The sequence below is a fragment of the Phreatobacter aquiterrae genome (genome assembly GCF_053471285.1).
Window position 1 is genome coordinate 35855 of the sequence record NZ_JBJPHW010000016.1, and the last position, 25073, is coordinate 60927.

The following is a 25073-nucleotide window of genomic DNA, read 5'->3' on the forward strand; positions in this document are numbered from 1 at the left end:
GCCCGCCCCCCGCGGGACCCAATGAATGCCGGGAGGAAACCGATGAAGAAGCTGATGCTGGCGCTGCTTGGCGCCTTGTCCCTGATAGCCGTCCGGGCGGAGGCCCAGACCGCCGCGCCCGCCTGGCCGCAACGCCAGGTGACCGTCATCGTGCCGTTCACGGCCGGCGGCACCACCGACCTCTTCGCCCGCATTTTCTCGCAGGCCATGCAGCAGAAATACGGGACCGCCTTCGTCGTCGAAAACCGCGCCGGCGCCGGCGGAACGGTGGGCGCCACTGCCGCGTCCCGCGCGGCCAAGGACGGCTACACGCTGTTCGTCGGCACGGCGAGCACCCATGCCATCGCGCCCTTCGTGTACAAGACGCTGAACTATGACGCCGACCGCGACTTCCAGCCGATCAGCCTGTTCGCGACACTGCCCAACATGCTGGTGATCTCGAACACGATTCCGGCCCGGACCATGGGCGAGTTCGTCGCCTATGCGAAGGCCAATCCCGGCAAGCTGAACTATGGTTCGTCGGGCATCGGAGCGTCGAACCACATTCCGGCCGAGATTTTCTCCAATCTCGTCGGCACGCCGATGACGCACATTCCCTTCCGCTCCTCCAACGAGATTATGAACGCCCTGGTCGGCGGCCACATCCATCTCGCTTTCGACAACATCACCTTTGCGCTGCCCCAGTCGCAGGGCGGCACGGTGCGCGCGATCGCCGTCACCTCGAAGGATCGCAGCCCCACCGCTCCGGAGATCCCAGCCATCGCCGAGACCTTTCCCGGTTTCGACATCGGCACCTGGCACGGGCTCTTCGCACCCGCCGGTGCGCCGCGCGCCATCGTCGATCAGGTGGCGGCCGACGTGAAGGAGATCTTCTCACGGCCCGACGTGGTGGCGAAGCTGAAGGAAATCGGCGCGGTGGCGTCGCCCAACACGCCGGACGTCTTCACCGCCTTCGCCCGATCCGAGCGCGAGCGCTACCAGCGCATCGTCCGCGAGGCGCGTATCGAGCCGCAGTGAAATCCTGACCTGAACCGGATGCCGGTTCGCGCGTTGTCCTGCCGGAGAGGCCGGAGCCTGAACGGCTCCGGCACGCGGGGAGGGGCCCATGTGGACCGGATTTCTGGTTGTTCTGCTGATCGCGGTGCTGGTCTTCGGCGGCTATCTCGGCGGCGCCCGCGGCGCCGGCGGGTCGGTGATCACGCTGATGATCATCCTCACGGCGCTCTACATGTTCAACTGGCTGCCGAGCCCCTGGTGGTGACGAGCATCCGAAAGCGCCTCGTCGGGTGAGGGCCTCATCCCGGTCGTCTTCATGGCCGGTCGGGGCCGCCCTGACCTATCGCCCCGCTTTCTCCCGCCAGGCCGCGAAATCCACCTTGGTCTGCGGATCGGTCGGCGGATAGAGCCCGAGGATGGAACGGCCCTGCAGCACCATGGCGGTGACGAAATCCTCGAACACGGTCATCTCGACCGCCTCGTCGGCGATCTCGTCGGTGATGCCGGCGGGGATGATCACCACGCCCTCGCCATCGCCCACCACCACGTCGCCCGGCCAGACGGCGACGTCGCCGCAGCCGATAGGCACGTTGATGTCGAGCGCCTGATGCAGCGTGAGATTGGTCGGGGCCGAGGGGCGATGGTGATAGGCCGGGATAGCCAACTGGGCGATCTCCGGGCTGTCGCGGAAGCCACCATCGGTGACGACGCCGGCAACGCCCCGCACCATCAGCCGCGACACGAGGATGCCGCCGGCCGAGGCCGCACGCGCATCCTTGCGGCTGTCGATCACCATCACCGCACCCGGCGGGCATTCCTCCACCGCCTTGCGCTGGGGGTGCGCACGGTCCTGGAACACGGTGATCGGGTTCAGGTCCTCGCGCGCCGGGATGTAGCGAAGGGTGAAGGCCTCGCCCACCATGGTCGGCAACGTCGGGTTCAGCGGGTGCACGTCCTGGATGAACTGGTTGCGCAGGCCGCGCTTGAACAGCGCGGTGCACAGCGTCGGCGTCGAGACGCTCTTCAGCTTGTCGCGGGTCTCGGGGGTCAGGTTCATGGAATGCTCCCGTTCGCTCAGAAGATCGCCGGCTCGGCCACCGGCCCGCCGAAGCTCTCCTCGAGGAAGTCGAAGTCGCAGCCCTCGTGGGCCTGCTTGATGTGCTTGGTGAAGATCCAGCCATAGCCGCGCTCGTAATGCGCCTTCGGCGGCTGCCAGGCGGCCCTTCGCCGGGCGAGTTCCTCCTCGCTCACCTTCATGTTGAGCGTGCGTGCATCGACGTCGAGCTCGATGAGGTCGCCGGTCTTCAGGAGCGCCAGCGGCCCGCCGATATGGGCCTCGGGCGAGACGTGCAGGATACAGGCGCCGTAGCTGGTGCCGGACATGCGCGCATCGGAGATCCGCACCATGTCGCGGATGCCCTGTTTGACCAGCTTCTTCGGGATCGGCAGCATGCCCCATTCAGGCATGCCGGGCCCGCCATGGGGTCCGGCATTGCGCAGCACCAGCACCGTGTCGGCGGTGACGTCGAGATCGTCGCGGTCGATCGCCGCCTTCATGCTGGGATAGTCGTCGAAAACGAGGGCAGGGCCGGTGTGCCTGAGAAAACGCGGCTCGCAGGCGCTGGGCTTGATGACGCAGCCGTCGGGCGAGAGGTTGCCCTTCAGGACGGCCAGTGCGCCTTCCGCGTAGATCGGATTGTCGACGGAGCGGATGACGTCGTCGTTGTGGACCACGGCGCCATCCAGGCTCTCCGCGATCGGCCGCCCCGTGACGGTGATCGCGTCGAGGTGCAGGTGGTCGGTGAGGCGCGTCATCAGCGCCGGCAGGCCGCCGGCGTAGAAGAAGTCCTCCATCAGGTATGTGTCGCCGCTCGGCCGCACATTGGCGATGACCGGCACCTTGCGGCTGGCCTTGTCGAAATCGGCCAGCGAGATGTCGACGCCGGCCCGGCGCGCCATGGCGATGACGTGGATGATGGCATTGGTCGAGCAGCCCATGGCCATGGCCACTGTGATGCCGTTCTCGAAGGCGGCGCGGGTGAGGATGTCGGTCGGCTTCAGGTCCTCCCAGACCATATCGACGATGCGCCGGCCGGCCGCAGCGCACATGCGCTTGTGGTTGGCGTCGGGCGCGGGAATGGCGGAAGCGCCGGGCAGGGTGATGCCGATGGCCTCGGCGATGGCCGTCATCGTCGACGCCGTGCCCATGGTCATGCAGACGCCGTAGGAGCGGGCGATGCCGGCCTCCACGTCCGACCAGTCGCGGTCGGAAATGTTGCCCGCGCGGCGCTCGTCCCAGTACTTCCAGACGTCCGAGCCCGAGCCGAGCACCTGACCCTTCCAGTTGCCGCGCAGCATGGGACCGGCCGGCACGTAGATCATCGGCAGGCCGGCGGAGGTCGCGCCCATCAGCAGGGCAGGGGTGGTCTTGTCGCAGCCGCCCATCAGCACGGCCCCGTCGACTGAATGCGAGCGGATCAGTTCCTCCGCCTCCATGGCGAGAAGGTTGCGGTAGAGCATGGTCGTCGGTTTGACGTTGCTCTCCGACAGCGAGAGGGCGGGCAGTTCGATCGGGAAGCCGCCGGCCTGGAGGATGCCGCGCTTCACGTCCTCGACGCGGTCCTTGAAATGGGCATGGCAGGGCTGGGCGTCCGACCAGGTGTTGAGGATGGCGATCATGGGCTTGCCGACCCAGTCCTCGGCTGCGTAGCCCATCTGCATCCAGCGCGAGCGGTGTCCCATCGACCGCATGTCGTCGGGTGCAAACCAGCGGGCGCTGCGGAGATCCGAGGGGGACTTGCGGCGGGTCATGGGCATCTCGTCTCGGGCGTTTCGAGGGATTGCGCCGGCTCTTGGCGGCCGGGACGACTCATCCAAGGCCGCGATGCGCCGGTTGGCAAGCCTAAGTCTCGGCGGAAGCGTCCTTTTTCAGAGGAATGCAGGCGCGGTGCGCAGATAATTCGATGCTGCGATGCAGCGATTTCAATCGTTTCGTATCGGAATGGATCGGGCGGCGATGGCGTTGCGCACCGGAGGGCCGTGGCGCCGCCATCGGAACGAAAAGGCAAGGTCGTCGATCGTGGCGCTTGCCAAAGCATGCCCCTGCGTTAGGCTCCCGCCACCCGCGACCGGACGGAACAGGTTCTCTGGCGCCGGGGAGGATCTGTTCATGCGCCGTCTCGCCCTCGCTGCCGCTTTCGCCCTGTCCGCTTTCGCGGCAACGGAGGCCCACGCCATCCGCATCCTCGGCCATGGCACGGACCAGTGCTCCGTCTGGCTGCGCGTTCGCACCACGCCGCAGGCGGCCGAATACCGCGAGTGGATGCTCGGCTACCTGTCGGCCTCGGCCTTCCACAAGAACCGCGATATCCTGCGCAACATGACCTACGATCAGGTCCTGACGCGGGTCACCGGCGAATGCCAGCGCACGCCCAACAAGCGCATCGACGACGTGCTGGACGGCTTCCTGCGCTGATCGGACCCCCTGCGGGAAACTCTCCCGCGCGGCGAACCGACCCGCGCCGGAATCCGCCTCGACAGCATAAATTCGGCCGTGCTGCGGCGAGAGTCGGAAACGATTCGATACAGAACAGGAACCGCGCTTTAGCGATTGCGAAAGACGGCTCTGGGATGATCAGCGCCCGTTTTCTTTTGCTGATCTGAATCGCCTCAATGGACTTTTGCGAGAAAATCTTCGGGAACGCCGCGCGGTTCCGGCGCAATGAAGGCGGCGGTGTCGCCCTCATCTTCGCCATTTGCCTCATTCCCCTCATCGGCATCATGGGGATGGCGGTTGACTATGCGCAGGCCTCGCGCCTGCAGGCCAGGCTCCAGTCGGCTCTCGACGCGGCGGCCGTCGCGGCTTCGTCGCGCGCCTCGGGCAAGACCGGCGAGCAGATCAGGGCGGACGCTCTCGCCTTCTTCGCCGCCCAGTTCAACGAGCCGCGGGTCGGCACGCCCCCCGTGACCGCCATTGTCACCAACTCCACGCTGGAACTGTCGTCGCGGTTCGAGATGCCGGCCTCGTTCCTGCCGGTGATCGGGATTCCGTCGGTTTCGGTCAGCGCCAATGCCAAGACGGCCTGGGGCATCACCCGGCTCCGCGTCGCTCTGGCGCTCGACAATACCGGGTCCATGTCCAGCGCGGGCAAGATGGCGGCCCTCAAGACCGCCACGCTGAACCTCATCGAGCAATTGCGCGGCAACGCCCGCAACGACGGCGACATCTATGTCTCGATCGTGCCCTTCGCCAAGGTCGTCAATGTCGGCACTGCCTATCGCGACGCGAACTGGATCGACTGGAGCGGCGCGACTGTCTGCGACTGGCGCGGCGTCTGTTCGGTCTCGTGGGACGGCGCTATCCAGGACCGCAACCAGAATTTCGATATCTCCAACGCCGCGCCGTCAGGCGCCTCCAGCCGGTTTCCAGCTCTCGCCTCAGGGTCGACCGGAGGAACGCCGACTGCTATCCAGCCGCTCACCTACAACTGGGGACAGCTCAGGTCGACGATCGCCCAGATGTCTCCTGCCGGAAACACCAACCAGGGCATCGGCCTCGCCTGGGCCTGGCAGACCCTGACAGAGGGGCTTCCGATGAACGCTCCGGCGCAGGATCCCACCTACACCTACAAGAAGGTCATCATCCTGCTGTCGGACGGCATCAACACCCAAAGCCGTTTCTACACCCGCGCGACCCAGATCGACGCGCGCCAGCGCCTGATGTGCGATGCGATCAAGGCGGCCGGTATCACGATCTACACGATCCAGGTGAATACCGGCGGCGACCCGACCTCCGCGGTGCTCCAGTATTGTGCCAGCACCAGCGACAAGTTCACGCTGATGACCAATCCGGCCCAGCTCGATTCCACCATGAAGGATATCGGCGGCCAGCTCACCCGCCTGCGCCTGACGAACTGACTCCCTTGCGGCATGCGAAAGGCCCCGGACATGTCCGGGGCCTTCGTCGTTCAGCCTGCTGCGGTCGCTCTAGCGGCGGGCGAAGCGGCCTTGGTGGCCCCGTCCCCCCATCGCAAAGCCCGGCCGGGGACCCGGACGTCCGATGAACGGACCGGGGCGGTGACCCGGGCGGCCGATGAAGGGACCGGGGCGCGGGCCCGGGCGACCGATGAAGGGACCCGGACGAAGGGGACGCACCTGCCGGCAGGCCGGATGGGCCGGGTTGCGGCCGCAGAGGCTGCCGAGCGGGCCGGGCGTTGCGCCTGGGGGCAGTCGGACACCGCCGACGACCGGGCCGGGACGGCGGCAGCCGGGAGCGAAGGGGTTCGTCGCGCAGATCGGACGGCACCAGGACGGGCGGATGCCGGTGGAGCAGGAGGGCGGCAGGCCGACATGGCCGGGTCGGCAGCCGAAGGCCCAGGGATGCCGGCGACAGCGGTCGATGACGATGATGCCGCCACCCGGAACGAACACCGGACCGCCGGGGATGAAGGCAGGCCCGCCATGGGCGACCATCGGACCCGCCGGCGCCATCCGCTGCGGGGCGTAGCCGGCGACGGGAGGCGGCGGCGCGGAGGACCGGCAGCCGCTGTTGAACGAGGCCTGGTCCTGCGTCTGCCAGCCATCGCGCGGCGGCTGGTGGCCGTGCTGCTCGGGCAGCATCGGGGCCCAACTCACCTGATGGGGCTCGGCACGCCAGACCACCCAGCCGGGGCCGAAGTTCGAGTCGGCGGCCCAGATCCAGCCATGCTGGGGATCATTGGCCCAGCGGCCGTGGCGGTGGACAATGGCGCCCCACGGGGTCGGATCGTTGAAGACCCAGGTGCGCTGCTCGCGGTCGAACTGCCAATGGCAGCGCGGGTAGGGCGACCAGCCGGGCATCGCGATCTGTTCGGAGGGTTTCCAGACCTCGCCATAGAGCGGGTGTGTGTGGAAGCCGCCGAACTGCTGGAGCGTTGCACGGAACGCGTCCATGGGGCTCGGTGCCATCTGCTGGATGGCTGCGCCGGCGCCCGTCTCGCCCGGAGGCGGGGGAGGCGCGCCAGCGCCGTCGGTGGCGGCAAAGGCCTGGCCGATCGACAGGCTCACGGCGAGCGCCAGCGACGATACGACGGATGCAATGCGGGAACACGGTCTCGTGGACATGGGGGCTCTCCTCGCAGGCGCCGATCGCGCTCATCCATCGGTCGTCGGGACGGCGGAAAAAGTTCATCCATTCCAGTGAGAAAGGCCGCGGTCGCGCGCCCAGATCGGCCTTTGAACAGCCGTTGTCTTCGGCTACACACGCTGGATGTGGCTGAACCAGCGAACCGTCGACGCAATTCGCCTGATGGCCGAGGTTTCGGCGCGCTGGCCCAATGCGGTCAAGGCGGCTGAACTGGCTGCTATCACCGGCATCACCTTCCTCAATGTCCAGAAGACCGCGCACGCCCTGTCGCGCGCAGGCCTGCTGGAGACCGAACGCGGGCGCTATGGCGGCTTGAGGCTGGTGCGGGCCGCCGATGAGATGAAGGTGGCGGAGATCGTCCGTGCCTTCGAGCCGGCCGACTGCCCTGTGAATTTCCTCATGGCCGACCAGTCGCGCGATCCGGTGTCCAACCTCATCTTCCGGGCGCACCGGGGCTTCTTCCAGCCACTGGAGGATACGACCCTCGCCGACATCGAGCCGCGGGCGCTGTCGCGCAAGGGCGGTCAGGCCGCTCCGCGTTCGGCACGGGTTCCCGTGTAGTTCTGCGGTAGGACGACCGGCAGGCCGCCGGGAACCGGCGCTTCGCGGCACAGATCGACCCCGAAGACGTCGCGCACCATCGTCCGCGTGATCACTGTCCCGGCCGCGCCCAGCGCCTGCAGGCGACCGCGATTCATCACCGCCACATGGTCGGCGAAGGTTGCTGCGAGGTTGAGGTCGTGCAGCACGGCGATGACGCCGACTCCCTCGTGCGCGAGCCGCGCGGCGCTCTCCATCAGGGCGATCTGGTGCGACAGGTCGAGATTGGCTACCGGCTCATCGAGGAAGAGGACCTGGCGCTCCGTCGCCCGCCGGCCCGCCTTGAGCTGCGCGAAGGTGCGGGCGAACTGGACCCGCTGCTGCTCGCCCCCCGACAGGGTCTGGTAGCTGCGGCCTGCCAGATGGCCGATATCGGCGGCGGCGAGCGCCTCGGCGATGATCCGCTCGCGCTCGCCGCGCGTCAGGGCGCGCCCGACGCTGTCGATGCCGATCCTGACGACTTCGGCGACGGAGAAGGGGAAGGCGAGGCGGCTCGCCTGCGCCATCACCGCGCGCTGCGAGGCCAGTTTCCAGGCGGGAATCGCGTTAAGCGGTTCGCCGTCGAGCCGGATCGCTCCTTCGGCGGGGGTAAGCTCGCCAGTCAGCAGCTTCATCAGTGTCGTCTTGCCCGCGCCGTTCGGGCCCACGATGACCATCGTCTCGCCCGCACGCAGCGCGAGCGAGACCTGGTCGACCGGCTTGTGGCGGCCATAGGCGATGCCAACGCCCTCGGCCTCAAGGAGCAGGGTCATGCGTCGAGGCTCCGGTCGCGGCGCAGCAGCAGCCACAGGAAGAACGGCGCTCCGATCGCCGCCGTCAGGATGCCGATCGGCAGCTCGGCCGGCGCCACCATGGTGCGGGCGAGAAGATCGGCTCCGGTCAGCAGGATGGCGCCCAGCACGGCAGAGAAGGGCAACAGGGTGCGATGGTCCGGGCCGAACATCAGCCGGAGGAGATGCGGCACCACGATGCCGACGAAGCCGATGACGCCCGCGGCCGCCACACCCGCGCCGACGGCCACTGCCACCATGACGATGGCGGTCCGCTTCAGCGCCTGGACAGGAATGCCGAGATGGAAGGCCTCCGCCTCGCCGAGGAGCAGCGCATTGAGTCCGCGGGCGAGGAAGGGCACCGCCAGAAGCACCGGCAGGATCAGCGGCGTCACGGTCGCGACCTTCGTCCAACTCGCTCCGGACAGGGAGCCGAGCGACCAGAAGGTCAGGTCGCGCAGCTGGCGGTCGTCGCTGATGAAGGCGAGCAGGCCGGTGAGGGCGCCGGCAAAGGCTCCGAGCGCCACGCCGGCCAGCAGCATGACCGCCACCGACGTCCGTCCGTGACGGGTGGCGATGGCGTAGAGGATCAGGGTCGAAACGAGGCCCCCGAAGAAGGCGCCGAAGGGCAGCAGGACAAAAGGCAACTGCGCCGACACGGTGCCGAAGAGGCGATCGCCGAGGACGATGGTGAAGCCGGCCGCCAGCGCCGCGCCGGAGGAGACGCCGACCAGCCCCGGATCGGCCAGGGGATTGCGGAACAGGCCCTGCATCAGCGCGCCCGATACGGCGAGCGCGGCGCCGATCAGCGCTGCCAGGATGAGGCGCGGCACACGAATGGACAGGATGATCAGCGCGTCCCGGCCGGTCAGGACCTCGGCGTCGCCGGTCAACCAGCCTGCCATGACCTGGATGACCTGGCCTGGTGGAATCTTCACCGCTCCGCTGCCGAGCGAGGCGACCGCCAGGACCACCAGCGCCGCGGCACAGAGGCCCGCGCCGATCGCCAGCCGGCGCCGCCGCGAGGCGAAGAGGCCGGCGACCGTTGAAACATCGGCCGCAAGGGTCACGGCCGGGCGCTCTGGATGGGAGCAACCGGCCCGTAGACCGCCGCCATCAGTTCGCGCGCCGCATCCGGTGTCCGCGGACCGAACCCGAGGAGATACAGGGCGTCCATGGCGATCAGCGCACGGCGCCGCGCAGCCGGCGTAGCCGACAGGGCGGGTTGGGCAAAAACCTGGTCCGGCGAAGCGGCATGGCTGTTATGATTCATCATCAGCACCACGTCCGGCGCCGCGGCGATCAGGCCCTCGTCGGTCAGCGGCTTGTAACCCTCGACGGCGCTCACGGCGTTCACTGCGCCGGCGAGCTGGATGATGGAATCGGCGCTGCTCTTCGCCCCACCCACCATGACGCGGCCGTTCTGCAGCGAGAGGACGAAAAGCACCCGCTTGCGCCGGGCGATCGTCTCGCGTTGGCGCCCGAGCGTGGCAAAGTCGGCTTCCAGCCTGGCCGCCAGCGACTCGGCCCTTGCCGTCGCGCCGGCGAACCCGCCGATGGCGCGGATGCGGGTGACCACCCCCGTTTCCGACGTGTCTTCCGACACGCGCTGAACCCTCACGCCGGCCTCGGCGATGAGCTTGATCGTGTCCGGCGGTCCGGCGCCCTCGACCGCCAGCAGGTCTGTCGGCTTCAGGGAGAGCACGCCCTCCGCGGAAAGGGCGCGCACATAGCCGACATTGGCCTTCTCCTGCATGGCCGCAGGCGGATGGAGGCTGGTGGTGTCGACGCCGACCAGCAGATCCTGCTGGCCGAGCGCATAGAGAATCTCGGTGATGACGCCGCCGGCGGCGACGATGCGACGGCCCGGGACCTGGGCCCGCGCGCGCGACATCAGCGGCCATGCCGCACCCGTTGCCAGAAGGGCGCGGCGCGAAAGGGGAAGGCCGGTTCCCCGGACTGCGAATGGGCGGGTCATTTGGTCAGGATCAGCTTGTCGTTGGCGGTGACGCGTAGGCGATACCGCTCACCCTTGTGGAGGATGACGGCCTCCCGGCCGCTGCCGATGATCGCGCCGACCTCGACCGTCGGGATTGCATCGGGTTCGCCGAGGGGTGGAACACTGTGTTCGCGCCCGTCTCCGGACGGGCGTAGGGTGGGGGAGGACATCATGTTGGCGCCTATTTTAGAATGACAACAATCAAGCATATCTCATTGGAAGCATTGAAAACTGCATCCTCATCTATGATTGTTGACATTGATAGTCAGCTTAAGTAGGCATCGTCAACAGCACCGCGACCGGGAAACCTGGCCGGTGAAGATGCCAGCCAGCCGGACGCGGGATGCGTCGAGCCAGCCAGCCAGCCACAACGAAATTCATTCAGGCTCGCGGTCTCGATCATGTTCCTTCATCACGGACGTCAGGCGCTCATGGCGTCAGTTTCGCTTCTGGTCCTGGCGACCGGCCCGGCCCTCGCGCAGAGCGAGGGCAGTCCGTCCGACGGCCGCACGCCGACAGCGCAGGACGAGATCACCGTCTCGGCCGAGCGCACGCCCTCCACAGTCTTCAACGCGCCCGGCACGGTGACCGTGATCAACGCGCGTCAGATCGAGCAGAACCTCGTCCAGGGGCCGCGCGACATCGTCCGCAACGAGCCGGGTCTGGCGGTCAGCAACGCGCCGACGCGCGTCGGCGCCGGCAGCTTCTTCATCCGCGGAATCGGCGACAACCGCGTGCGCCTCGAGGTCGACGGGTTCCGCGTTCCCGACTATCCCGGTTCGAACGTGGGTCCTGGCCTCTACACCCGCGACGTCATCGACTACGACAGCCTCAAGGCCGTCGAGATCATCCGCGGGCCGGCCTCGGCGCTCTACGGATCGGATGCCATCGGCGGCGTCGTCACCTTCGTCACCAAGGATCCCGGTGACTATCTGCGCGAGGTCGGGCGCGACTGGTATGCCGGCACGAAGTTCTCCTTCGACAGCGTCAACCGCTCCTTTGCCCACACCTACACGGGTGCTGCCCGCAAGGGTCCGTTCGAATTCCTGTTCCAGTACACCCGGCGCGACGGCACCGAGACGCAGATCAATTCGGCCACCCGCCGGGCCAATCCGCAGACCTTCCAGTCCAACAACATTCTCGCCAAGCTCATCTACGAGACGCCCGACTCCGGCCGCTGGCGCCTGACCGGCGAGGCCATGTGGCGCGGCGTTGCCACCGACATCGTGTCGGCGCGCACAACGACGATCACCCAGCAGATCGCCCACGACACCAACAAGCGCTTCCGCCTCAGCCTCGACTGGACGCAGCAGCTCTCCTGGGCGATCGCCGACGAGATCAAGCTGGCGGCCTATGCCACCGACTTCGACCGGCAGGAGCACCTCGACGAGTATCGTCGCTCGGGTGTCGTCGCTCCGGCCCCCGCCAACCGCCTGCGCGTCTCCGATTTCGATTTCCGCCAGCAGATCTTCGGCGCCAATGCGCAGTTCACGGCACAGCGCCAGTGGGGCGCCTGGGACCACCGGATCATCTACGGCGCGACATTCGACTTCACCATGACCTCCCGACCGCGCTCGCGCTACGAGGTGACCTGGCCCGGCGGCACTCCGGTGGCCCTGCCCGTCGGGGAGACCTTCCCAAACAAGAACTTCCCGGACACGCACACCACCCAGGCGGCGTTCTACATCCAGGACACCATGCAGTGGGGCGCGCTGCGCATCACTCCGGCCATCCGCTTCGACTACTATCACCTGACGCCCAAGCCCGACGCCGCCTTCTACAATTCCAATCCGGGCTTCACGATCGGCAATGTCTCGGCCTTCGCCGTGTCACCGAAGCTCGGCGCGACCTATGATCTGACCGAAAACTTCCGCGTCTTCGGCCAGTACGCCCGCGGCTTCCGCGCGCCGCCCTACGACAATGCGAATTTCGCCTTCTCGAACGCCACCCAGGGCTACGAGATCCTGCCGAACTTCGGGCTCAGGCCGGAAACCGTGAACAGCTTCGAGGCAGGCCTGCGCGGCCGTTTCGCCGATGGGTCGTCGTTCCAGGTGTCGGGGTTCTATAATCTTTACAAAGACTTCATCAACACGGTCACGGTCTGCTCGCCTCCGACATGCCCCCTGATCCAGTTCCAGTATCAGAACGTCTCGTCGGTCCGCATCTGGGGCTTCGAGGCCCGCGGCGAGTACCGGATGACCCCCGAATGGTCGCTGCACGGCGCTGTCGCCTACGCCAACGGCACGGACCAGACGACCGGCGCGGCCATCGACAGCGTCGATCCGCTCACCGGCGTCGCCGGCATCCGCTACACCAGCCCGCACAACTGGCAGGTGGAGGCCCGCATGAAGGCGGCCCTTGCCAAGACCCGCGTCAGCGCCGCCAACATCTACCAGCCCGGCGCCTATGCGACCTTCGACCTGCTCGGCTCCTACGAGATCAACAAGCACCTGACGCTGCGTGCCGGCATCTTCAACATCTTCAACGCCAGCTACTTCAACGCCATCGATGTTGCCGGTCTCACCTCGACCAACGCCAACCTCGAACTCTTCCGTGCGCCTGGCCGCTCCGTGTCGGCCAGCCTGACGGCGAAGTTCTGAGGCTGCGATGGCCGGCCGCTCGACAGCGCGCAGGACGGATACGGGCCGGAGCCATCCGGCCCGGCCGGCGGGGCGCGGAAGGTCCGAGCCCGCATTTCCGGGCGCGCGCTCAGGATCTCCCGACCCGAGCCTGCCGATCGCTGTCCTGACCCTCGCGCTCCCCTCCGGACGGGGGGAGCCGGCCATCTCGGCGGCGCCCGCCGTCGTGGTCACGCCGCAACCGGTGACCGCCCTTGCGGCGCCCGACGTCGTGGCCGTTCCCGTCCCGGCGCCGGAAGGCGAAGCGACCGTCCCGCTGCCGGTCGTCGAGACAGACCTTTCGGCGCGGGGATGCCCTCATCCCGTCGCCGCGCGGCTGTCCCTGTCCGTCGTCGCCTCGATGCTGCTTCACGCCGGCGCGGCGGCGGCCTTTGTCTGGCTGAGCCTGCCGCAGCCGCTGCCGATCTCCGCCGGCGGGGAGGGCATTCCGGTCGAGCTGGTGGTGGCGGCCGATACCGGTTCGGCCTCTCAGCAGGAGACCGCCAGCGGTCGACACGAGACCGAGACGCCCTCGTCCGACAGCGAGGCCTTTCGCAAGGTCGAGATTCCACCTGCCGGGACTCCATTGGAGCCTTCAGTCGCCGAGCCCGTCGAGAGGCTGTCCGAGGAGCCGTCGGTGGCCCAGCCCGATCCGCTGACGACGGCTGAGCGCATTCTCGATCAGTTGCCTGCGCCGCCTATGCCGGAGCATCTGCCGGTCATTGACAGGCCGGCGGAGCCTGTTCTCGCGGAAGCGCGCTCCGAGCCTGTGCGCGAGGAGCCTGCTCCTCCGCCTCGGCCCGCCCTCGAACATCCTCCAGTGGCGGAGTCGATCCAGCCACCTCCCGTGGTGCAGGCCGACGCGCCGCAGCCAGCGGCGCTGCCCGATGAGGCGAAGACAATCGATACGCGGGAGACGACCGAGGTTCAGGCTGCCGTCGTGCCGCTGCCCGTTGAGCCTGCGCCGGCTCCCCTTGTCCGGACACCGCGGCAGGCAACGCCCCCCGTGCGCCGCGAGGCGACGCGTCCGCCGCCGATCCGCCGTGAGGCGCCAGCCACCCGCGAGCATCGACGCCCGACCCGTCAGGTCGCCGCGGCCCCGCAGCCGGAGCGCCCGACGCGCGCCGCGCGGCAGGCTGAGGCGCGCGCCGCCGTTGCCGAGCGCGGCGAGGGCATCGGCCAGCGCAACCGCCAGCAGTCGAACGCGACCGGCACAACGGGAGCCTCGAACGTCGCCGCCGTCGCGGCCTGGCGCCAGCGCGTCCTCGCCCATCTCGCCCGCTACAAGGTCTATCCGGAGCAGGCTCGCGACCGTGGCATACGCGGGCGCACCGGCATCTCGTTCTCTCTCAGCGCCAGCGGTGCGGTCACTTCTGTGTCCATCGCCGCGTCCTCTGGTGCCGCCATTCTCGATCAGGCGACGCTCGCCATGGTGCGTCGCGCCCAGCCCTTCCCGCCGAACCCGGCCGGAGGCCCTGCCACCTTTACGGCAGGGATCAACTACAGCCTTTATTGATCCAAGCCAGTCCGCGGGACGAGCCAGAAGGAGACTGCCATGTACATCGCCATGAACCGCTTCAAGGTCATCAAGGGCGCCGAGGCCGATTTCGAGACGATCTGGCGCACCCGCCAGTCCTATCTCAACGAACTCAAGGGCTTCGTCGCGTTCGCCCTGCTCAAGGGACCCGAGCGCGAGGACCACACGCTCTACGCCTCGCACACCGTGTGGGAGAACAAGGCCGACTTCGAGGCCTGGACCAAGTCCGAGCAGTTCCGCAGGTCGCATGCCCGCGCGGGGGTGGCGCAGGCCAAACCGACATCGATGGGCCATCCGGAGTTCGAGGGGTTCGAGGCGGTGCTGGTCGAGCACAACCGGTCGCAACCCCCCGTCGCCGCCGAGTGACGACGATGACGGCTCAGGTGATGGCCCTTGACGACCGTCTGGCGGCGGCACGCGCGGCGCTGGCTGCCAAGCCCGACGGCGTCACCGAGAATGTCGCCCGCGAACACGGCGTGTCGCCGCGCGAGGTTCTCGCGATGCTGCCGCCCGGTGAGAGCATCGCTGCTCCCGCCGATGCCTTCGAGGCGATCTGGACCGACGTGACGGGTTGGGGCGAGATCCTCTTCATCGTCAACACGCCCGACATCGTGCTCGAATGCCATGGCAGGCTGGTGCCGGGCTCGTCCGGCCACGGCTGGTTCAACGTCCATGGCGACAGCCCCATCGGCGGCCACATCAAGGCGTCGAACTGCAGCGAAATCTGCTTCGTCGACCGCATGTTCCACGGCCGTCGCTCGCTGTCGATCCAGTTCTACAATGCGGCCGGCGAGGCCATGTTCAAGATCTTCGTCCGCCGCGACGCCCGGCGTGAGTTGCTGCCGGACCAGATCGCGAAGTTCGAAGCGCTGCGGGCGAAATACGCCTGAGCGGCTGTACCGTGAGAGATGAGAAAGGGCGCGGCCATGGCTGCGCCCTTTGCTTTGGATCTGCGGGATACGTCAGGTCAGAAATTGACCTTGTCGCCGCCCTTGAGGCCGAGGATCTCGCGGGCGTCGTCCGGGGTCGCGATCTCAAGGCCCATGCCCTCGATGATCTGGCGCACCTTGGTGACCTGCTCGGCATTGTTCCTTGCCAGTTTGCCCGGGCCGATCCATAGCGAATCCTCCAGGCCGACACGCACGTTGCCGCCCATGGCGAGCGACATGGCGGCGATGGGCATCTGGTTGCGGCCGGCGCCGAGCACGGACCACTGGTATTCGTCGCCGAACAGCCGGTCAGCCGTGCGCTTCATCATCACCACGTCCTCGTAGTGACCGCCGATACCGCCGAGGATGCCGAACACCGACTGGATGAAGAAGGGCGGCTTGATAATGCCGCGGTCGGCGAAGTGGCGCAGAGTGTAGAGGTGGCCGATATCGTAGCACTCCACCTCGAAGCGGGTGCCGTTGTTGGCGCAGGTGGTGAGGATATATTCGATGTCGGCGAGCGTGTTCTTGAACATGCCGGCGCGCGAGCCCTCGAGATAGGGCTTTTCCCAGTCGTACTTGAACTCCTTGTAGCGGTCGAGCATCGGGTAGAGGCCGAAGTTCATCGTGCCCATGTTGAGGCTCGCGACTTCCGGCGCGTAGTGCGCCGCCGGCTTCACCCGCTCATCGACGGTCATGGTCTGCGAGCCGCCTGTGGTGATGTTGATGGCGACGTCGGAGCGCTGCTTGATCACCTGGAGGAAGGGGGCATAGGCCTCGATCGACTGGTCGGGGCGGCCGTCCTTGGGGTCGCGGGCGTGCAGGTGGACGATGGCGGCACCGGCCTCCGCCGCCGCAATGGCATTGTCGGCGATCTCCTGGGCCGTGATCGGCAGATGCTCCGACATGGTCGGCGTATGGATCGAGCCGGTGATGGCGCAGGTGATGATGACTTTCTTCGACTTCGCCATGGTGGGCTCCTTCGTCGCGCTGCGGGAGAGGTGAGGATCAGGCCGGCTTCTTCTTCGCGCCGCGCTTGTGCGCCTTCAAGGCCGCCAAACGGCCGTCGCGCCATTTCGACAGGCGGGCTATGCGTTCGGGCGACTGCTCGCCCGGCCACTCCGCCATGATCGCGGTCTCGTTGGCCTTGGTGAAGACCTTGCGGCCCGTGAGGTTCGTCAGGCTCGGGCCGTAGCGCCGGTTGTAGTCCGGAATGCCCTCCGGTGCGTTGAGTTCGATCGTCTCGAAGGGGCCCATGAAGGACCAGCGCAGGCCGAGCCCGTCCTTGATCGTCTTGTCGAGGTCTTCCGGCGAGACGACGCCGGAGCCAACGAGGTCGAAGGCTTCCGCCATCAGCACCGCCTGCAGACGGTTGAGGACGAACCCGTCGATTTCCTTCCTGACGGTGATCGGCACCTGGCCGACCTTCTCGTAGATGACGCGGGCCTTTTCCACCACCTTCGGGTCGGTCCATGGCGCCGGGCAGAGTTCGACGATGGGGACGAGGTGAGGCGGGTTCACCGGGTGGGCGACGAGCACGCGCGAGCGGTGCTTCAAGTCCTTGGCCCACAGGGACGAGAACATGAAGGAGGTGGAGGACACGACGATGGCGGACGGCGGCGCGAGCGCGTCGATCTCCTTGTGGATCGCGATCTTGGCCTCGACCTTCTCCGGCCCGTTCTCCTGCACCAAAGCGCAGCCCTTCAGGGCTTCGGCCAGGCTGGCGCAGGCGACGAGGTTCTTCGCCGAGCCCTTGGCGTCCTTGACCAGGTCGAGGTCTGCGAGCTCCTTCAGGTTCTTCGCGATATGCGCCTTGGCCGCCTCGGCGACGCCCGGCACCGGGTCGTAGAGCGTCGTGGTCCAGCCGTGGCTGCAGAAGACCGTGGCCCAGGCCCGGCCGATCAGGCCCGATCCGACGATGGCAATTCTGGGCATGGGGTGCTTCCTTCCGAATTCGTGGGGTCAGGGCGCGGTCGCGAAGACCTTCGGGACATCCTGGTCGCCTCGGCCCCTCACAGCCAGAGCACCTTGCGGCGGAGGTCCTGATCCTCACGCAGGTCCTTCGACGCGCCGTGCCAGATGACCGCGCCGCGCTCCAGCGCCACGGTGCGATCGGACAGGGCGAGGGCGAGATCGAGGTGGTGGTCGACGATGATGATCGACACCTCGTGGCGCAACTTGTCGAAGGCCTCGAACAGCTCTTCGGTGATGGCCGGCGACAGACCCTCAAAGGGTTCATCCAAGAGCAGAAGCCGGGTGTCGCCGACGAGGGCGCGGGCGACCGCCACCATCTGCTGTTCGCCGCCGGAGAGGAAGTCGGCCGGCGTCGTCCAGCGTTCCTTCAGCCGCGGGAAGAAGGCGAGCACGCGGTCCTCGTCCCAGTGCCGCCCGGCGCCGGTGCGGCGTCTCAGCCGCCCGAGCATCAGGTTGTCCTTCACCGACATGCCGGCGAAGAGGCCGCGGCCCTGCGGGACGTATCCGACGCCGAGCCGGGCGACCTTGTCGGCAGGAAGGCCCGAGAGCGTCGCGCCCGCCAGCGTCACCGATCCGGAGGCGGGCGGCGCGATGCCGGTGATGGTCTTCAAGACGGTCGACTTGCCGGCGCCGTTGCGGCCGAGCAGCGCGATGATCTCGCCCGCCTTCACGTCGAAACTGACGTCGTTGAGGATGTGGCTCTTGCCGTAGAAGGTGTTCACCCGGTCGAGCGTCAGCAGGGTTTCGGTGGTGGCTGCCGAGGGACGCTCCTTCGCTGCCACGGCATGGGCGCCCGACCCGAGATAGACCGCCTGCACGCGCTCCGATGAGCGCGCTTCCTCCACCGTGCCGTCCACCAGCACCTCGCCGTCGTTCATGACGGTGACGTGGTCGGCGAGTTGGAACACCCGGTCGATGTCGTGCTCGACCAGCAGCACCGGGATATCGCCCGAGATGGTCTTGATGATGTCGCCGACGCGTTTGCGCTCGGCTGCGGCAAGGCCGGCCAGAGGCTCGTCGAGCAGCAGGATGCGCGGCTGCGTCGCGAGCGCCAGGGCCATGTCGACGAGCCGCTGCCCGCCATAGGAGAGAGAGCCCGCCTCTGCCTGCTCGATGCCGGCGAGACCGAGATAGCGGATGAGGGTGGCGGTGTCGTCCTTGAGGCCGGGGAGGGCGGAGGCCTCGGCCCACACGCCGAAGCGGCCGGCATGACGCGCCTGCACCGCGAGCCGCACGTTCTCCTCGATGGTGAGCCCAGGGAAGAGATTGGTGATCTGGAACGAACGGCCGACGCCGCCCTGCGTGATCGCCTGCGGGCTGAGGCCTCCGACTTCGCGGCCGTCCAGCGTCACCGAGCCGCGGTCGGGCGGGAACATGCCGGACAGGAGGTTGAAGGCGGTGGTCTTGCCGGCGCCGTTCGGGCCGATCAGCGCATGCAGGGTCCGGTCCTTCACAGCGAATGAGACGCCGCGCACGGCCTTGATGCCGCCGAAGCTCTTGGCGATGTCGTCCACCACGAGCACCGCGTCGCGGCCGGTCTCGATCGCGGTCTTGGTCTCGCGCACGAACTGGTAGGGCACCGGTCCCACCGCCTCGACGCGGCGCGCCGCCATGGCGGCGTCGGTCTCTTCCTTCTTCCGGAAGGGCGCCATGACCCGCTCGGCGACGCCGATCAGACCGGTGGGCGAGAAGACGATGAAGCCGACGAACAGGAGGCCGAAGAACAGCAGCCAGCTGGAGGTGTAGAGCGAGAGGTACTCGCGGAACAGCATGAAGAACAGCGCGCCGAGCGCCGGCCCCATGAACGATCGCATGCCGCCGATCACCACCATGGCGAGGAGTTCGCCGGAGAACTGGATGGCGATGGTGTCGGCGGAGGTGAAGCGATGGTGGAAGGCCGAGAGGACGCCGGCAAAGCCCGTCAGCGTCGCCGAGATGGTGAAGGCGATGAGCTTGTAGCGGTCTGTGTCGTAGCCGACGAAGCGGGCCCGCACTTCGTTCTCGCGCACCGCCACCAGCACGGAGCCGACGGCGGAGCGGTGGAAGCGCTGGAGCAGATAGACGACGGCAAAGCCGATCACTGCCACCACGACATAGAAGGTCCAGGCGTTGTTCAGGTTGGCGATGCCCCAGTCCGGACGGATGACGCCGCCGAGGCCGTTCTCGCCGCCGGTCAGTTCCGTCCAGCGGAACGAGACGGTGAAGGCCACCGCCGTCATGGCGAGCGTCAGCAGCGAGAAATAGACGCCCCGCCGCCGCAGGATGAGCAGGCCGAGACCCGCCGACACGATGCCGACGAAGAGGATGGAGAAGCCCGCCGGCAGCAGGAACTGACCTGGAAAGAAATGCCGCTGCGCCAGCACCGCGGCATAGGCGCCGATTCCGAAGAAGGCGCCGTGGCCGAAGGAGACGAGGCCTGTGTGGCCGACGAGGATGTTCAGCGCCAGCGCCGCGATGGCGAAGATCACCACGTCGGTGGCCGAGGTCAGCGTCAGGCCGATCGACAGCATGAAGACGGGCAGGACGACGAGCGCCGCGATGGCCGCGAGAAGATTGCGGAGGGTCGGGGTCATCGGATCACTCGAATTTCTGGATGCGTTCGCCGAAGAGACCGCGCGGCCGCACCAGCAGCACGAACACCATCAGCAGATAGACCGAGGCCTCCGTCGCCGCTGGATAGAAGTGGGCGGCGACACCGCGCGTCATGCCGACGATGGCGGCGGCGGCCACCACGCCCCAGAACGAGCCGAGACCGCCGATCACCACCACCACGAAGGCGAAGGTGATGATCTCCTGGCCCATGGCCGGATGGACCCCGGCGATCGGGGCGATGAGGACGCCCGCGAGTGCCGCGAGGCCCACGCCGATCATCACCACGGCCGTCATGTAGGGCTTCAGCGAGATGCCGAGCGCGCCTACCATGTCGGGGTTCTGCACGCCGGCGCGCACCACCTTGCCGAAGGCGGTCCTGGTCAGCAGCAGCCAGAGCCCGAAGACCGCCAGCGCGGTGATGCCGAGGGTGATCAGCCGATAGCGCGAATAGACGAAGTCGCCGAGGAAGACCTGGCCGCGCAGTTCCGGCGGGATGGAGAAGGGGATCGGGGCGGCGCCGTAGATCATGCGCAGGCCCTGCTCGGCCACCATGGCGAGGCCGAAGGTCAGCAGCAGGCCGAGGATCGGGTCGGCCGTGTAGAAGCGCCGGAGCAGGTAGCGCTCCACGACCATGCCGATCAGCGCCACGATGAGCGGCGAGGCGATCAGCGCGCCGCCGAAGCCGATGCGGTCGGCGATCGTCACGGCGAGATAGGCGCCAAGGGCATAGAAGGCGCCATGGGCGAGGTTCACGATGCCGCCGAGCGAGAAGATCATCGACAGGCCGAGCGCGATCATCAGGTAGTAGGACCCGGCGAGCAGGCCGTTGAGGATCTGCGACAGGAGCGGAATCAGGTCAGGCACGGGATCGTCTCGGTTCGAGGGCTATCGAGCCTGGAGGCCGGCAGTGGGAAGCCGGCCATGGGCAGTCGGGAGCGGACAGTCGGGACGTCCGACTGCCCATTGCCGACTGCAGCAGGGGCGGACCATCGCCCGCCCCTGTCATTCATCTCACGCGCGGAAGGTGCACTTGTTCTCGTCGTCGGTCGCCGCGATCACCTCGAGGCTCTCGTTGGCGGCCGGAACCGGGGGCGATGAGGTAAAGATGTCGTACTGGTTCTTCACCTGCGCCGCCGGCAGGGCGGTGATCGCGTACATCTCCATCATCATCTGATGGTCCTTGGCCCTGAAGTAGCCCTCGCGGGTCTTGAGAAGGTCGAACTTGGCGCCCTTCTCGAAGTGCTCGACGATCTTCATCGGATCGGTGGACTTCGTCTCGGTGATCGCCTGCGCCACGACCTTCATGGAGCAGTAGTCGCCCCAGGCCTGGTTCTCCGGCATGCGGTTCCACTTCTTCTGGAAGCCGTTGACGAAGGCCTTGGAGCCGGGGGTGTCGATGAGGTGGTGCCATACCACCGGCCAGGTGCCGCCGAAATTGCCCTTGCCTGCGCCCCAGGCCAGTGCCGTGTCGAAGCCGAAGCCCGCGACGGGGAAGGTCAGGCCGAACTCGGCATACTGCTTGAGGAAGTTGGTGATCTGCGTGCCCGCGAGGTTGAGGCAGACGACGTCCGGCCGCGCCTGGCGGATCTTCAGCAGGAAGGGCGAGAAGTCGGCGAGATCGGTCGGGATCAGGTCGTCGCCGGCATGGTTGCCCCCGTTCGCCGCCATGTAGCGCTTGGCGACGTTGAGGAGGTCATGGCCGAAGGCGTAGTCCGCCGTCAGCGAGTACCACTTCTTGCCGTTCACCAGGCCGTCGCGGATCAGCGAGCGGCCGACCGCCTTCACATACATCGAGTTCTGCGCCTCGATGTGGAACATGAACCTCTGGCAGTCTGAGCCGCGCAGGGCATCCGAGTTCGCGCCGGTGTTGATGAACAGCACCTTCTCGCGCTGTACGACCTGGGCGATGGCGAGCGCCGAGGCCGAGGAGATCTCACCCAGAAGGGCGACGATCTTGTCGCGCTGGACGAGACGCTCGGCTTTGGCCGAGGCCTGCTGCGGGTTCGGGCTGTCGTCGAGGATGAGTTCGAGCTTGCGGCCCATGATGCCGCCGGCGGCATTGATCTCTTCGGCAGCCAGTTGGGCAGCCTGCGCGGCATATTCGCCGAGCGGGCCGAGGAAGCCGGTGCGCGGCGTGATATGGCCGATCTTGATGGCTTCGGCCTGCGCGTAGCTGATGGCGGGGGCACCCAGCGTCCCCAGCGCGGCGGCGCCGGCGGAGGCCTTGATGAGGGTGCGGCGTGACAGGCTCGTGTCGAGCGGCATCGGACGTCTCCTTGGCAGTGTTTCCAGGCCCGTTTCACCCAAGCGGGAGCGTTGACCGCCCCTCGCTGACGGCCCGCCATCGGCTTGCCGTGATCTGTGATCACAGTTATGGTTCAACAATCGGCTGGCTTTGTCCAGCCCCCTTCGTGACACTGTCGCGATGATCGATCGGAACGCTTGTCATGAGTGACGCGCCATGAGCGTCGCAGAGGCCCTGACCACAATCGGCCCGCTTGAGCGCGAGACGCTTGGCGACCGGGTCTATGGGCATTTGCGCGAATTGCTCATGGCCGGGCGTCTTGCCCCGGGTGACAAGCTGTCGCTGCGCGGCACGGCCGAGGCGATGGGCGTCAGCATGATGCCGGTTCGCGAGGCGGTGAGCCGTCTCGTCGCCGACCGTGCGCTGGAGGTGGCGCCGAACCGCGCGGTGCGGGTGCCGATCATGACCGTCGACCAGTTCCGGGAGCTCACCACGGTTCGCATCGAACTGGAGGGCTTTGCGGCGGAGCGGGCAGCCGGTGCCGCAACGCCCGGCGACATCGGCCGGATCGCGACGCTCGAGGCCGCCTTCCGTGCGCTCAGTCTCGCCGCCCGGCCCGATTTATCCGAGGCCGTCCGGCTCAACAAGGATCTGCATTTCGCCATCTACGAGGCGACGGGCCTGCCGACTTTGACCGAGGTCATCGGCGGGCTCTGGCTCAAGGCCGGTCCCGTGCTCAATCTCGATCTCGGCGCCAATCCCGAGCGTCTGGCGGCCGGCGGTGCGGTGCGTTTCCACGCCGAGGCGCTGGCGGCGATCCGCGCCGGCGACGGCCCGGCCGCGCGAGAAGCCCTCGCCGCCGACATCCGCGGCGCCGCCGATTTCATCATCGCCAGGGGCGGCCTCGCCGCACCCTGAGGAACAAGCAGACACAGGGAGAGGCGTCCATGGATCTCGGCATCAAGGGCCTGCGCGTGCTGGTCACGGCAGGAGCGAACGGCATCGGCCGCGAGGTGGCGCGTGCCTTCGTCGAGGAGGGCGCCAGGGTCCACGTCTGCGACGTCGACCGTGAGGCGATCGCCGAACTCGCCCGCACCGACCCGACCATCTCTTCCTCGTTCTGCGACGTGGCGGATCGCAAGCAGGTGGCCGATCTCTTCGCAACCGCGGTCGATCGCCTCGGCGGCCTCGACGTGCTCGTCAACAATGCCGGCATCGCCGGCCCCACAGGCCGGGTCGAGGAGATCAACCCTGAGGACTGGGACCGCTGCATCGAGGTTTGCCTGACCAGCCAGTTCAACTGCGCCCGCCTCGCCGTGCCGCACCTGAAGAACAGCACCAACGCCTCGATCATCAACCTCGCATCCGTCGCCGGCCGCTTCGGCTTCGCGCTGCGCACGCCCTATGCCGCGGCCAAGTGGGGCGTCGTCGGCTTCACCAAGTCTTTGTCGATCGAGCTCGGCGAGTTCGGCATCCGCGTCAACGCCATCCTGCCGGGCCTCGTGGAGGGCGACCGCATCCGCCGCGTGTTGGAGGCCAAGGCCCAGTCGCGCGGCGTCTCTTTCCGGGAGATCGAGCAGCAGGCCTCGTCCTACACCTCGCTGAAGACCTTCGTCACCGCCCGCCAGCTCGCCGACCAGATGCTCTTCCTGACCTCGCCCAGGGGCAAGACGATCTCGGGTCAGGCGCTCTCCATCTGCGGCGACATGCAGATGCTTACGTGACCGCCTTCACAGGTGCGCGCGAACATGCGACGCACGCGGCGTGACCCTCATCGCCCATGTCTCGGACCTGCACCTGTCGCCGGTGCCTTTCCCGCTGGGGGAGGGGCTCAAGCCCGCGCTCGGCTGGATCAACTGGCGGCGCAAGCCCGGCGCGCATGACGTGGCACGCGGGGAGCGTACTCTCGCCGCCATCCGGGCTTGCGCGCCCGACCATGTGGCGCTCACCGGCGACCTGATCGAACTCGGCCTGCCCGTCGAATATGCCGCCGCGGGCGCCGCGCTCGCCAGTCTCGCCGAGCCCGAGCGCGTGTCCTGGGCGCCGGGCAATCACGACGTCTACACGCGACAGGCCGAGCAACGGCTTCAGGCGATCCTCGCCGACTGGCTCACGCCGGCTGCCGGGGAAGGGGATCTTCGCTGCCATTTCCCCCGCCTCGACCTCGTCGGCAAGGCAGCGGTCGTCACCCTCTGTTCGGGAACGCCGACCTGGCTCTTTTCAGCCGAGGGTGAACTCGGCGCGGACCAGCTGACCCGCCTCGACGCGCTGCTGGCTGACCTCGACCGCGTCCACCACCTGCCCGTCATTGCGGTCCATCATCCGCCACATGCGCCCGGCGTGTCGCAGTTGAAGAGGCTGCGTGACGGCGAGGCTTTGATGCAGATCCTCGCCCGTCACAGGTGCCCTCTGGTGCTTCATGGCCACCTTCACGCCGCCTGCGAGACGACCTGGACCGGCGAATGCCACACGGTCATCCTTCTGGGCGCGCCGTCGGCTTCCTCGGCCGGACGCCATGGCGATGATCCCGCCGGCTTCAGCCTGATCCACGTCGCGCCCGACCTCACCTGGCGGCTGGAGCGCCGAACTGTCCCCTGATTTCGCAACCTCGCCCTGCGCCAATCCGGTTGGCATCGCGCCGGCTTGGTGCTTTTGATGGCGGCCCCTGCCGGCCCGCCCAACACGGTCA

The 25073-nt window shown here is 67.6% G+C and carries 24 protein-coding genes; 12 read left to right on the forward strand and 12 right to left on the reverse strand.

Translation table 11 applies throughout. From position 1 onward, the window contains the following. Positions 1–42: 42 nt before the first annotated feature. Positions 43–1017: a Bug family tripartite tricarboxylate transporter substrate binding protein gene (locus tag ACJ4V0_RS19690; protein WP_448301312.1), complete on the forward strand. Its 975-nt coding sequence runs from the start codon at positions 43–45 to the stop codon at positions 1015–1017. 88 nt (positions 1018–1105) lie between these two features. After that, entirely contained in the window at positions 1106–1261 is a 156-nt protein-coding gene (locus ACJ4V0_RS19695) for a hypothetical protein (RefSeq protein ID WP_448301313.1), read from the forward strand. Between the two features lie 75 nt (positions 1262–1336). Here ACJ4V0_RS19695 and ACJ4V0_RS19700 read toward each other — a convergent pair whose 3' ends face one another. Beyond that, positions 1337–2053, reverse strand: a complete 717-nt coding sequence (locus ACJ4V0_RS19700; protein ID WP_448301314.1) for a ribonuclease activity regulator RraA — start codon at positions 2051–2053, stop codon at positions 1337–1339. Between the two features lie 17 nt (positions 2054–2070). Next, on the reverse strand, positions 2071–3807 hold the full coding sequence (gene araD / locus ACJ4V0_RS19705) for an L-arabinonate dehydratase (protein ID WP_448301315.1): 1737 nt from the start codon (positions 3805–3807) through the stop codon (positions 2071–2073). Between the two features lie 358 nt (positions 3808–4165). Between araD and ACJ4V0_RS19710 the strand changes: the two genes are divergently transcribed. Both ACJ4V0_RS19710 and ACJ4V0_RS19715 read left to right on the forward strand, forming a co-directional pair. Beyond that, entirely contained in the window at positions 4166–4471 is a 306-nt protein-coding gene (locus tag ACJ4V0_RS19710) for a hypothetical protein (RefSeq protein ID WP_448301316.1), read from the forward strand. A gap of 197 nt (positions 4472–4668) precedes the next feature. After that, positions 4669–5913 carry a vWA domain-containing protein gene (locus tag ACJ4V0_RS19715; RefSeq protein ID WP_448301317.1) on the forward strand — a complete coding sequence of 415 codons (1245 nt, stop codon included), beginning with the start codon at positions 4669–4671 and terminating at the stop codon, positions 5911–5913. A gap of 69 nt (positions 5914–5982) precedes the next feature. Here ACJ4V0_RS19715 and ACJ4V0_RS19720 read toward each other — a convergent pair whose 3' ends face one another. Beyond that, positions 5983–7098 carry a DUF6600 domain-containing protein gene (locus tag ACJ4V0_RS19720; RefSeq protein WP_448301318.1) on the reverse strand — a complete coding sequence of 372 codons (1116 nt, stop codon included), beginning with the start codon at positions 7096–7098 and terminating at the stop codon, positions 5983–5985. A gap of 145 nt (positions 7099–7243) precedes the next feature. On the opposite strand from ACJ4V0_RS19720, the gene ACJ4V0_RS19725 reads away from it, so the two are divergent. Then, complete coding sequence (locus ACJ4V0_RS19725; protein ID WP_448301319.1) at positions 7244–7681, forward strand: RrF2 family transcriptional regulator; 438 nt, start codon at positions 7244–7246, stop codon at positions 7679–7681. Here ACJ4V0_RS19725 and ACJ4V0_RS19730 read toward each other — a convergent pair. The 4 genes from ACJ4V0_RS19730 to hemP all read right to left on the reverse strand — a co-directional run bounded on the left by ACJ4V0_RS19730 (position 7645) and on the right by hemP (position 10662). Further along, the gene (locus ACJ4V0_RS19730; RefSeq protein ID WP_448301320.1) at positions 7645–8472 is read right to left on the reverse strand and encodes a heme ABC transporter ATP-binding protein; all 828 of its coding nucleotides are present in this window, start codon (positions 8470–8472) and stop codon (positions 7645–7647) included. The two genes, ACJ4V0_RS19725 and ACJ4V0_RS19730, sit on opposite strands and share 37 nt — an antisense overlap. Then, on the reverse strand, positions 8469–9500 hold the full coding sequence (locus tag ACJ4V0_RS19735; RefSeq protein WP_448301355.1) for a FecCD family ABC transporter permease: 1032 nt from the start codon (positions 9498–9500) through the stop codon (positions 8469–8471). Before ACJ4V0_RS19735 ends, ACJ4V0_RS19730 begins: the two co-directional genes overlap by 4 nt. A 56-nt stretch (positions 9501–9556) precedes the next feature. Beyond that, on the reverse strand, positions 9557–10384 hold the full coding sequence (locus ACJ4V0_RS19740) for a heme/hemin ABC transporter substrate-binding protein (protein ID WP_448301321.1): 828 nt from the start codon (positions 10382–10384) through the stop codon (positions 9557–9559). An 80-nt stretch (positions 10385–10464) separates the two neighbouring features. Next, on the reverse strand, positions 10465–10662 hold the full coding sequence (gene hemP, locus ACJ4V0_RS19745) for a hemin uptake protein HemP (RefSeq protein WP_448301322.1): 198 nt from the start codon (positions 10660–10662) through the stop codon (positions 10465–10467). Positions 10663–10920: 258 nt separating this feature from the next. On the opposite strand from hemP, the gene ACJ4V0_RS19750 reads away from it, so the two are divergent. The 4 genes from ACJ4V0_RS19750 to hutX all read left to right on the forward strand — a co-directional run bounded on the left by ACJ4V0_RS19750 (position 10921) and on the right by hutX (position 15534). Further along, complete coding sequence (locus ACJ4V0_RS19750) at positions 10921–13089, forward strand: TonB-dependent hemoglobin/transferrin/lactoferrin family receptor (protein WP_448301323.1); 2169 nt, start codon at positions 10921–10923, stop codon at positions 13087–13089. Between the two features lie 205 nt (positions 13090–13294). Beyond that, complete coding sequence (locus tag ACJ4V0_RS19755) at positions 13295–14623, forward strand: energy transducer TonB (protein ID WP_448301324.1); 1329 nt, start codon at positions 13295–13297, stop codon at positions 14621–14623. 39 nt (positions 14624–14662) lie between these two features. Next, positions 14663–15010: a heme-degrading protein HmuQ gene (gene hmuQ / locus ACJ4V0_RS19760; protein WP_448301325.1), complete on the forward strand. Its 348-nt coding sequence runs from the start codon at positions 14663–14665 to the stop codon at positions 15008–15010. Between the two features lie 5 nt (positions 15011–15015). Next, positions 15016–15534: a heme utilization cystosolic carrier protein HutX gene (gene hutX, locus ACJ4V0_RS19765; protein WP_448301326.1), complete on the forward strand. Its 519-nt coding sequence runs from the start codon at positions 15016–15018 to the stop codon at positions 15532–15534. A 77-nt stretch (positions 15535–15611) separates the two neighbouring features. Here hutX and kce read toward each other — a convergent pair whose 3' ends face one another. The 5 genes from kce to ACJ4V0_RS19790 form a co-directional block, all read right to left on the reverse strand. Then, positions 15612–16544, reverse strand: coding sequence for a 3,5-dioxohexanoate:acetyl-CoA acetone transferase (gene kce / locus ACJ4V0_RS19770; protein ID WP_448301327.1), 933 nt, complete (start codon positions 16542–16544; stop codon positions 15612–15614). 37 nt (positions 16545–16581) lie between these two features. Further along, positions 16582–17508: a 3-hydroxyacyl-CoA dehydrogenase gene (locus ACJ4V0_RS19775; protein WP_448301328.1), complete on the reverse strand. Its 927-nt coding sequence runs from the start codon at positions 17506–17508 to the stop codon at positions 16582–16584. A gap of 77 nt (positions 17509–17585) precedes the next feature. Beyond that, entirely contained in the window at positions 17586–20120 is a 2535-nt protein-coding gene (locus tag ACJ4V0_RS19780; protein ID WP_448301329.1) for a branched-chain amino acid ABC transporter ATP-binding protein/permease, read from the reverse strand. Between the two features lie 4 nt (positions 20121–20124). Beyond that, positions 20125–21003, reverse strand: a complete 879-nt coding sequence (locus ACJ4V0_RS19785; RefSeq protein ID WP_448301330.1) for a branched-chain amino acid ABC transporter permease — start codon at positions 21001–21003, stop codon at positions 20125–20127. Between the two features lie 147 nt (positions 21004–21150). Then, positions 21151–22404 carry an ABC transporter substrate-binding protein gene (locus tag ACJ4V0_RS19790; protein ID WP_448301331.1) on the reverse strand — a complete coding sequence of 418 codons (1254 nt, stop codon included), beginning with the start codon at positions 22402–22404 and terminating at the stop codon, positions 21151–21153. A gap of 196 nt (positions 22405–22600) precedes the next feature. Between ACJ4V0_RS19790 and ACJ4V0_RS19795 the strand changes: the two genes are divergently transcribed. Genes ACJ4V0_RS19795 through ACJ4V0_RS19805 form a run of 3 tightly spaced genes read left to right on the forward strand, consistent with a single transcriptional unit; the run spans position 22601 to position 24982 of the window. Next, positions 22601–23302, forward strand: a complete 702-nt coding sequence (locus ACJ4V0_RS19795; protein ID WP_448301332.1) for a GntR family transcriptional regulator — start codon at positions 22601–22603, stop codon at positions 23300–23302. A gap of 29 nt (positions 23303–23331) precedes the next feature. Further along, a complete protein-coding gene (locus ACJ4V0_RS19800; RefSeq protein WP_448301333.1) occupies positions 23332–24108 on the forward strand; it encodes an SDR family oxidoreductase in 777 nt (258 codons plus the stop codon). A gap of 40 nt (positions 24109–24148) precedes the next feature. Continuing rightward, on the forward strand, positions 24149–24982 hold the full coding sequence (locus ACJ4V0_RS19805) for a metallophosphoesterase family protein (protein ID WP_448301334.1): 834 nt from the start codon (positions 24149–24151) through the stop codon (positions 24980–24982). The last annotated feature ends 91 nt before the right edge of the window (positions 24983–25073 follow it).

Excerpts from the sequence above, each read along its gene's own strand:
- ACJ4V0_RS19710 (WP_448301316.1), top strand. The coding sequence starts at position 4,166 with ATGCGCCGTCTCGCCCTCGCTGCCGCTTTCGCCCTGTCCGCTTTCGCG.
- ACJ4V0_RS19750 (WP_448301323.1), top strand. The coding sequence starts at position 10,921 with ATGGCGTCAGTTTCGCTTCTGGTCCTGGCGACCGGCCCGGCCCTCGCG.
- ACJ4V0_RS19780 (WP_448301329.1), bottom strand. The coding sequence starts at position 20,120 with ATGACCCCGACCCTCCGCAATCTTCTCGCGGCCATCGCGGCGCTCGTC.
- hemP (WP_448301322.1), bottom strand. The coding sequence starts at position 10,662 with ATGATGTCCTCCCCCACCCTACGCCCGTCCGGAGACGGGCGCGAACAC.
- hutX (WP_448301326.1), top strand. The coding sequence starts at position 15,016 with ATGACGGCTCAGGTGATGGCCCTTGACGACCGTCTGGCGGCGGCACGC.
- ACJ4V0_RS19730 (WP_448301320.1), bottom strand. The coding sequence starts at position 8,472 with ATGACCCTGCTCCTTGAGGCCGAGGGCGTTGGCATCGCCTATGGCCGC.
- ACJ4V0_RS19700 (WP_448301314.1), bottom strand. The coding sequence starts at position 2,053 with ATGAACCTGACCCCCGAGACCCGCGACAAGCTGAAGAGCGTCTCGACG.
- ACJ4V0_RS19695 (WP_448301313.1), top strand. The coding sequence starts at position 1,106 with ATGTGGACCGGATTTCTGGTTGTTCTGCTGATCGCGGTGCTGGTCTTC.
- ACJ4V0_RS19715 (WP_448301317.1), top strand. The coding sequence starts at position 4,669 with ATGGACTTTTGCGAGAAAATCTTCGGGAACGCCGCGCGGTTCCGGCGC.
- kce (WP_448301327.1), bottom strand. The coding sequence starts at position 16,544 with ATGGCGAAGTCGAAGAAAGTCATCATCACCTGCGCCATCACCGGCTCG.
- ACJ4V0_RS19790 (WP_448301331.1), bottom strand. The coding sequence starts at position 22,404 with ATGCCGCTCGACACGAGCCTGTCACGCCGCACCCTCATCAAGGCCTCC.
- ACJ4V0_RS19775 (WP_448301328.1), bottom strand. The coding sequence starts at position 17,508 with ATGCCCAGAATTGCCATCGTCGGATCGGGCCTGATCGGCCGGGCCTGG.
- ACJ4V0_RS19740 (WP_448301321.1), bottom strand. The coding sequence starts at position 10,384 with ATGTCGCGCGCGCGGGCCCAGGTCCCGGGCCGTCGCATCGTCGCCGCC.
- ACJ4V0_RS19690 (WP_448301312.1), top strand. The coding sequence starts at position 43 with ATGAAGAAGCTGATGCTGGCGCTGCTTGGCGCCTTGTCCCTGATAGCC.
- ACJ4V0_RS19795 (WP_448301332.1), top strand. The coding sequence starts at position 22,601 with ATGAGCGTCGCAGAGGCCCTGACCACAATCGGCCCGCTTGAGCGCGAG.
- araD (WP_448301315.1), bottom strand. The coding sequence starts at position 3,807 with ATGACCCGCCGCAAGTCCCCCTCGGATCTCCGCAGCGCCCGCTGGTTT.
- ACJ4V0_RS19725 (WP_448301319.1), top strand. The coding sequence starts at position 7,244 with ATGTGGCTGAACCAGCGAACCGTCGACGCAATTCGCCTGATGGCCGAG.
- ACJ4V0_RS19720 (WP_448301318.1), bottom strand. The coding sequence starts at position 7,098 with ATGTCCACGAGACCGTGTTCCCGCATTGCATCCGTCGTATCGTCGCTG.
- hmuQ (WP_448301325.1), top strand. The coding sequence starts at position 14,663 with ATGTACATCGCCATGAACCGCTTCAAGGTCATCAAGGGCGCCGAGGCC.
- ACJ4V0_RS19800 (WP_448301333.1), top strand. The coding sequence starts at position 23,332 with ATGGATCTCGGCATCAAGGGCCTGCGCGTGCTGGTCACGGCAGGAGCG.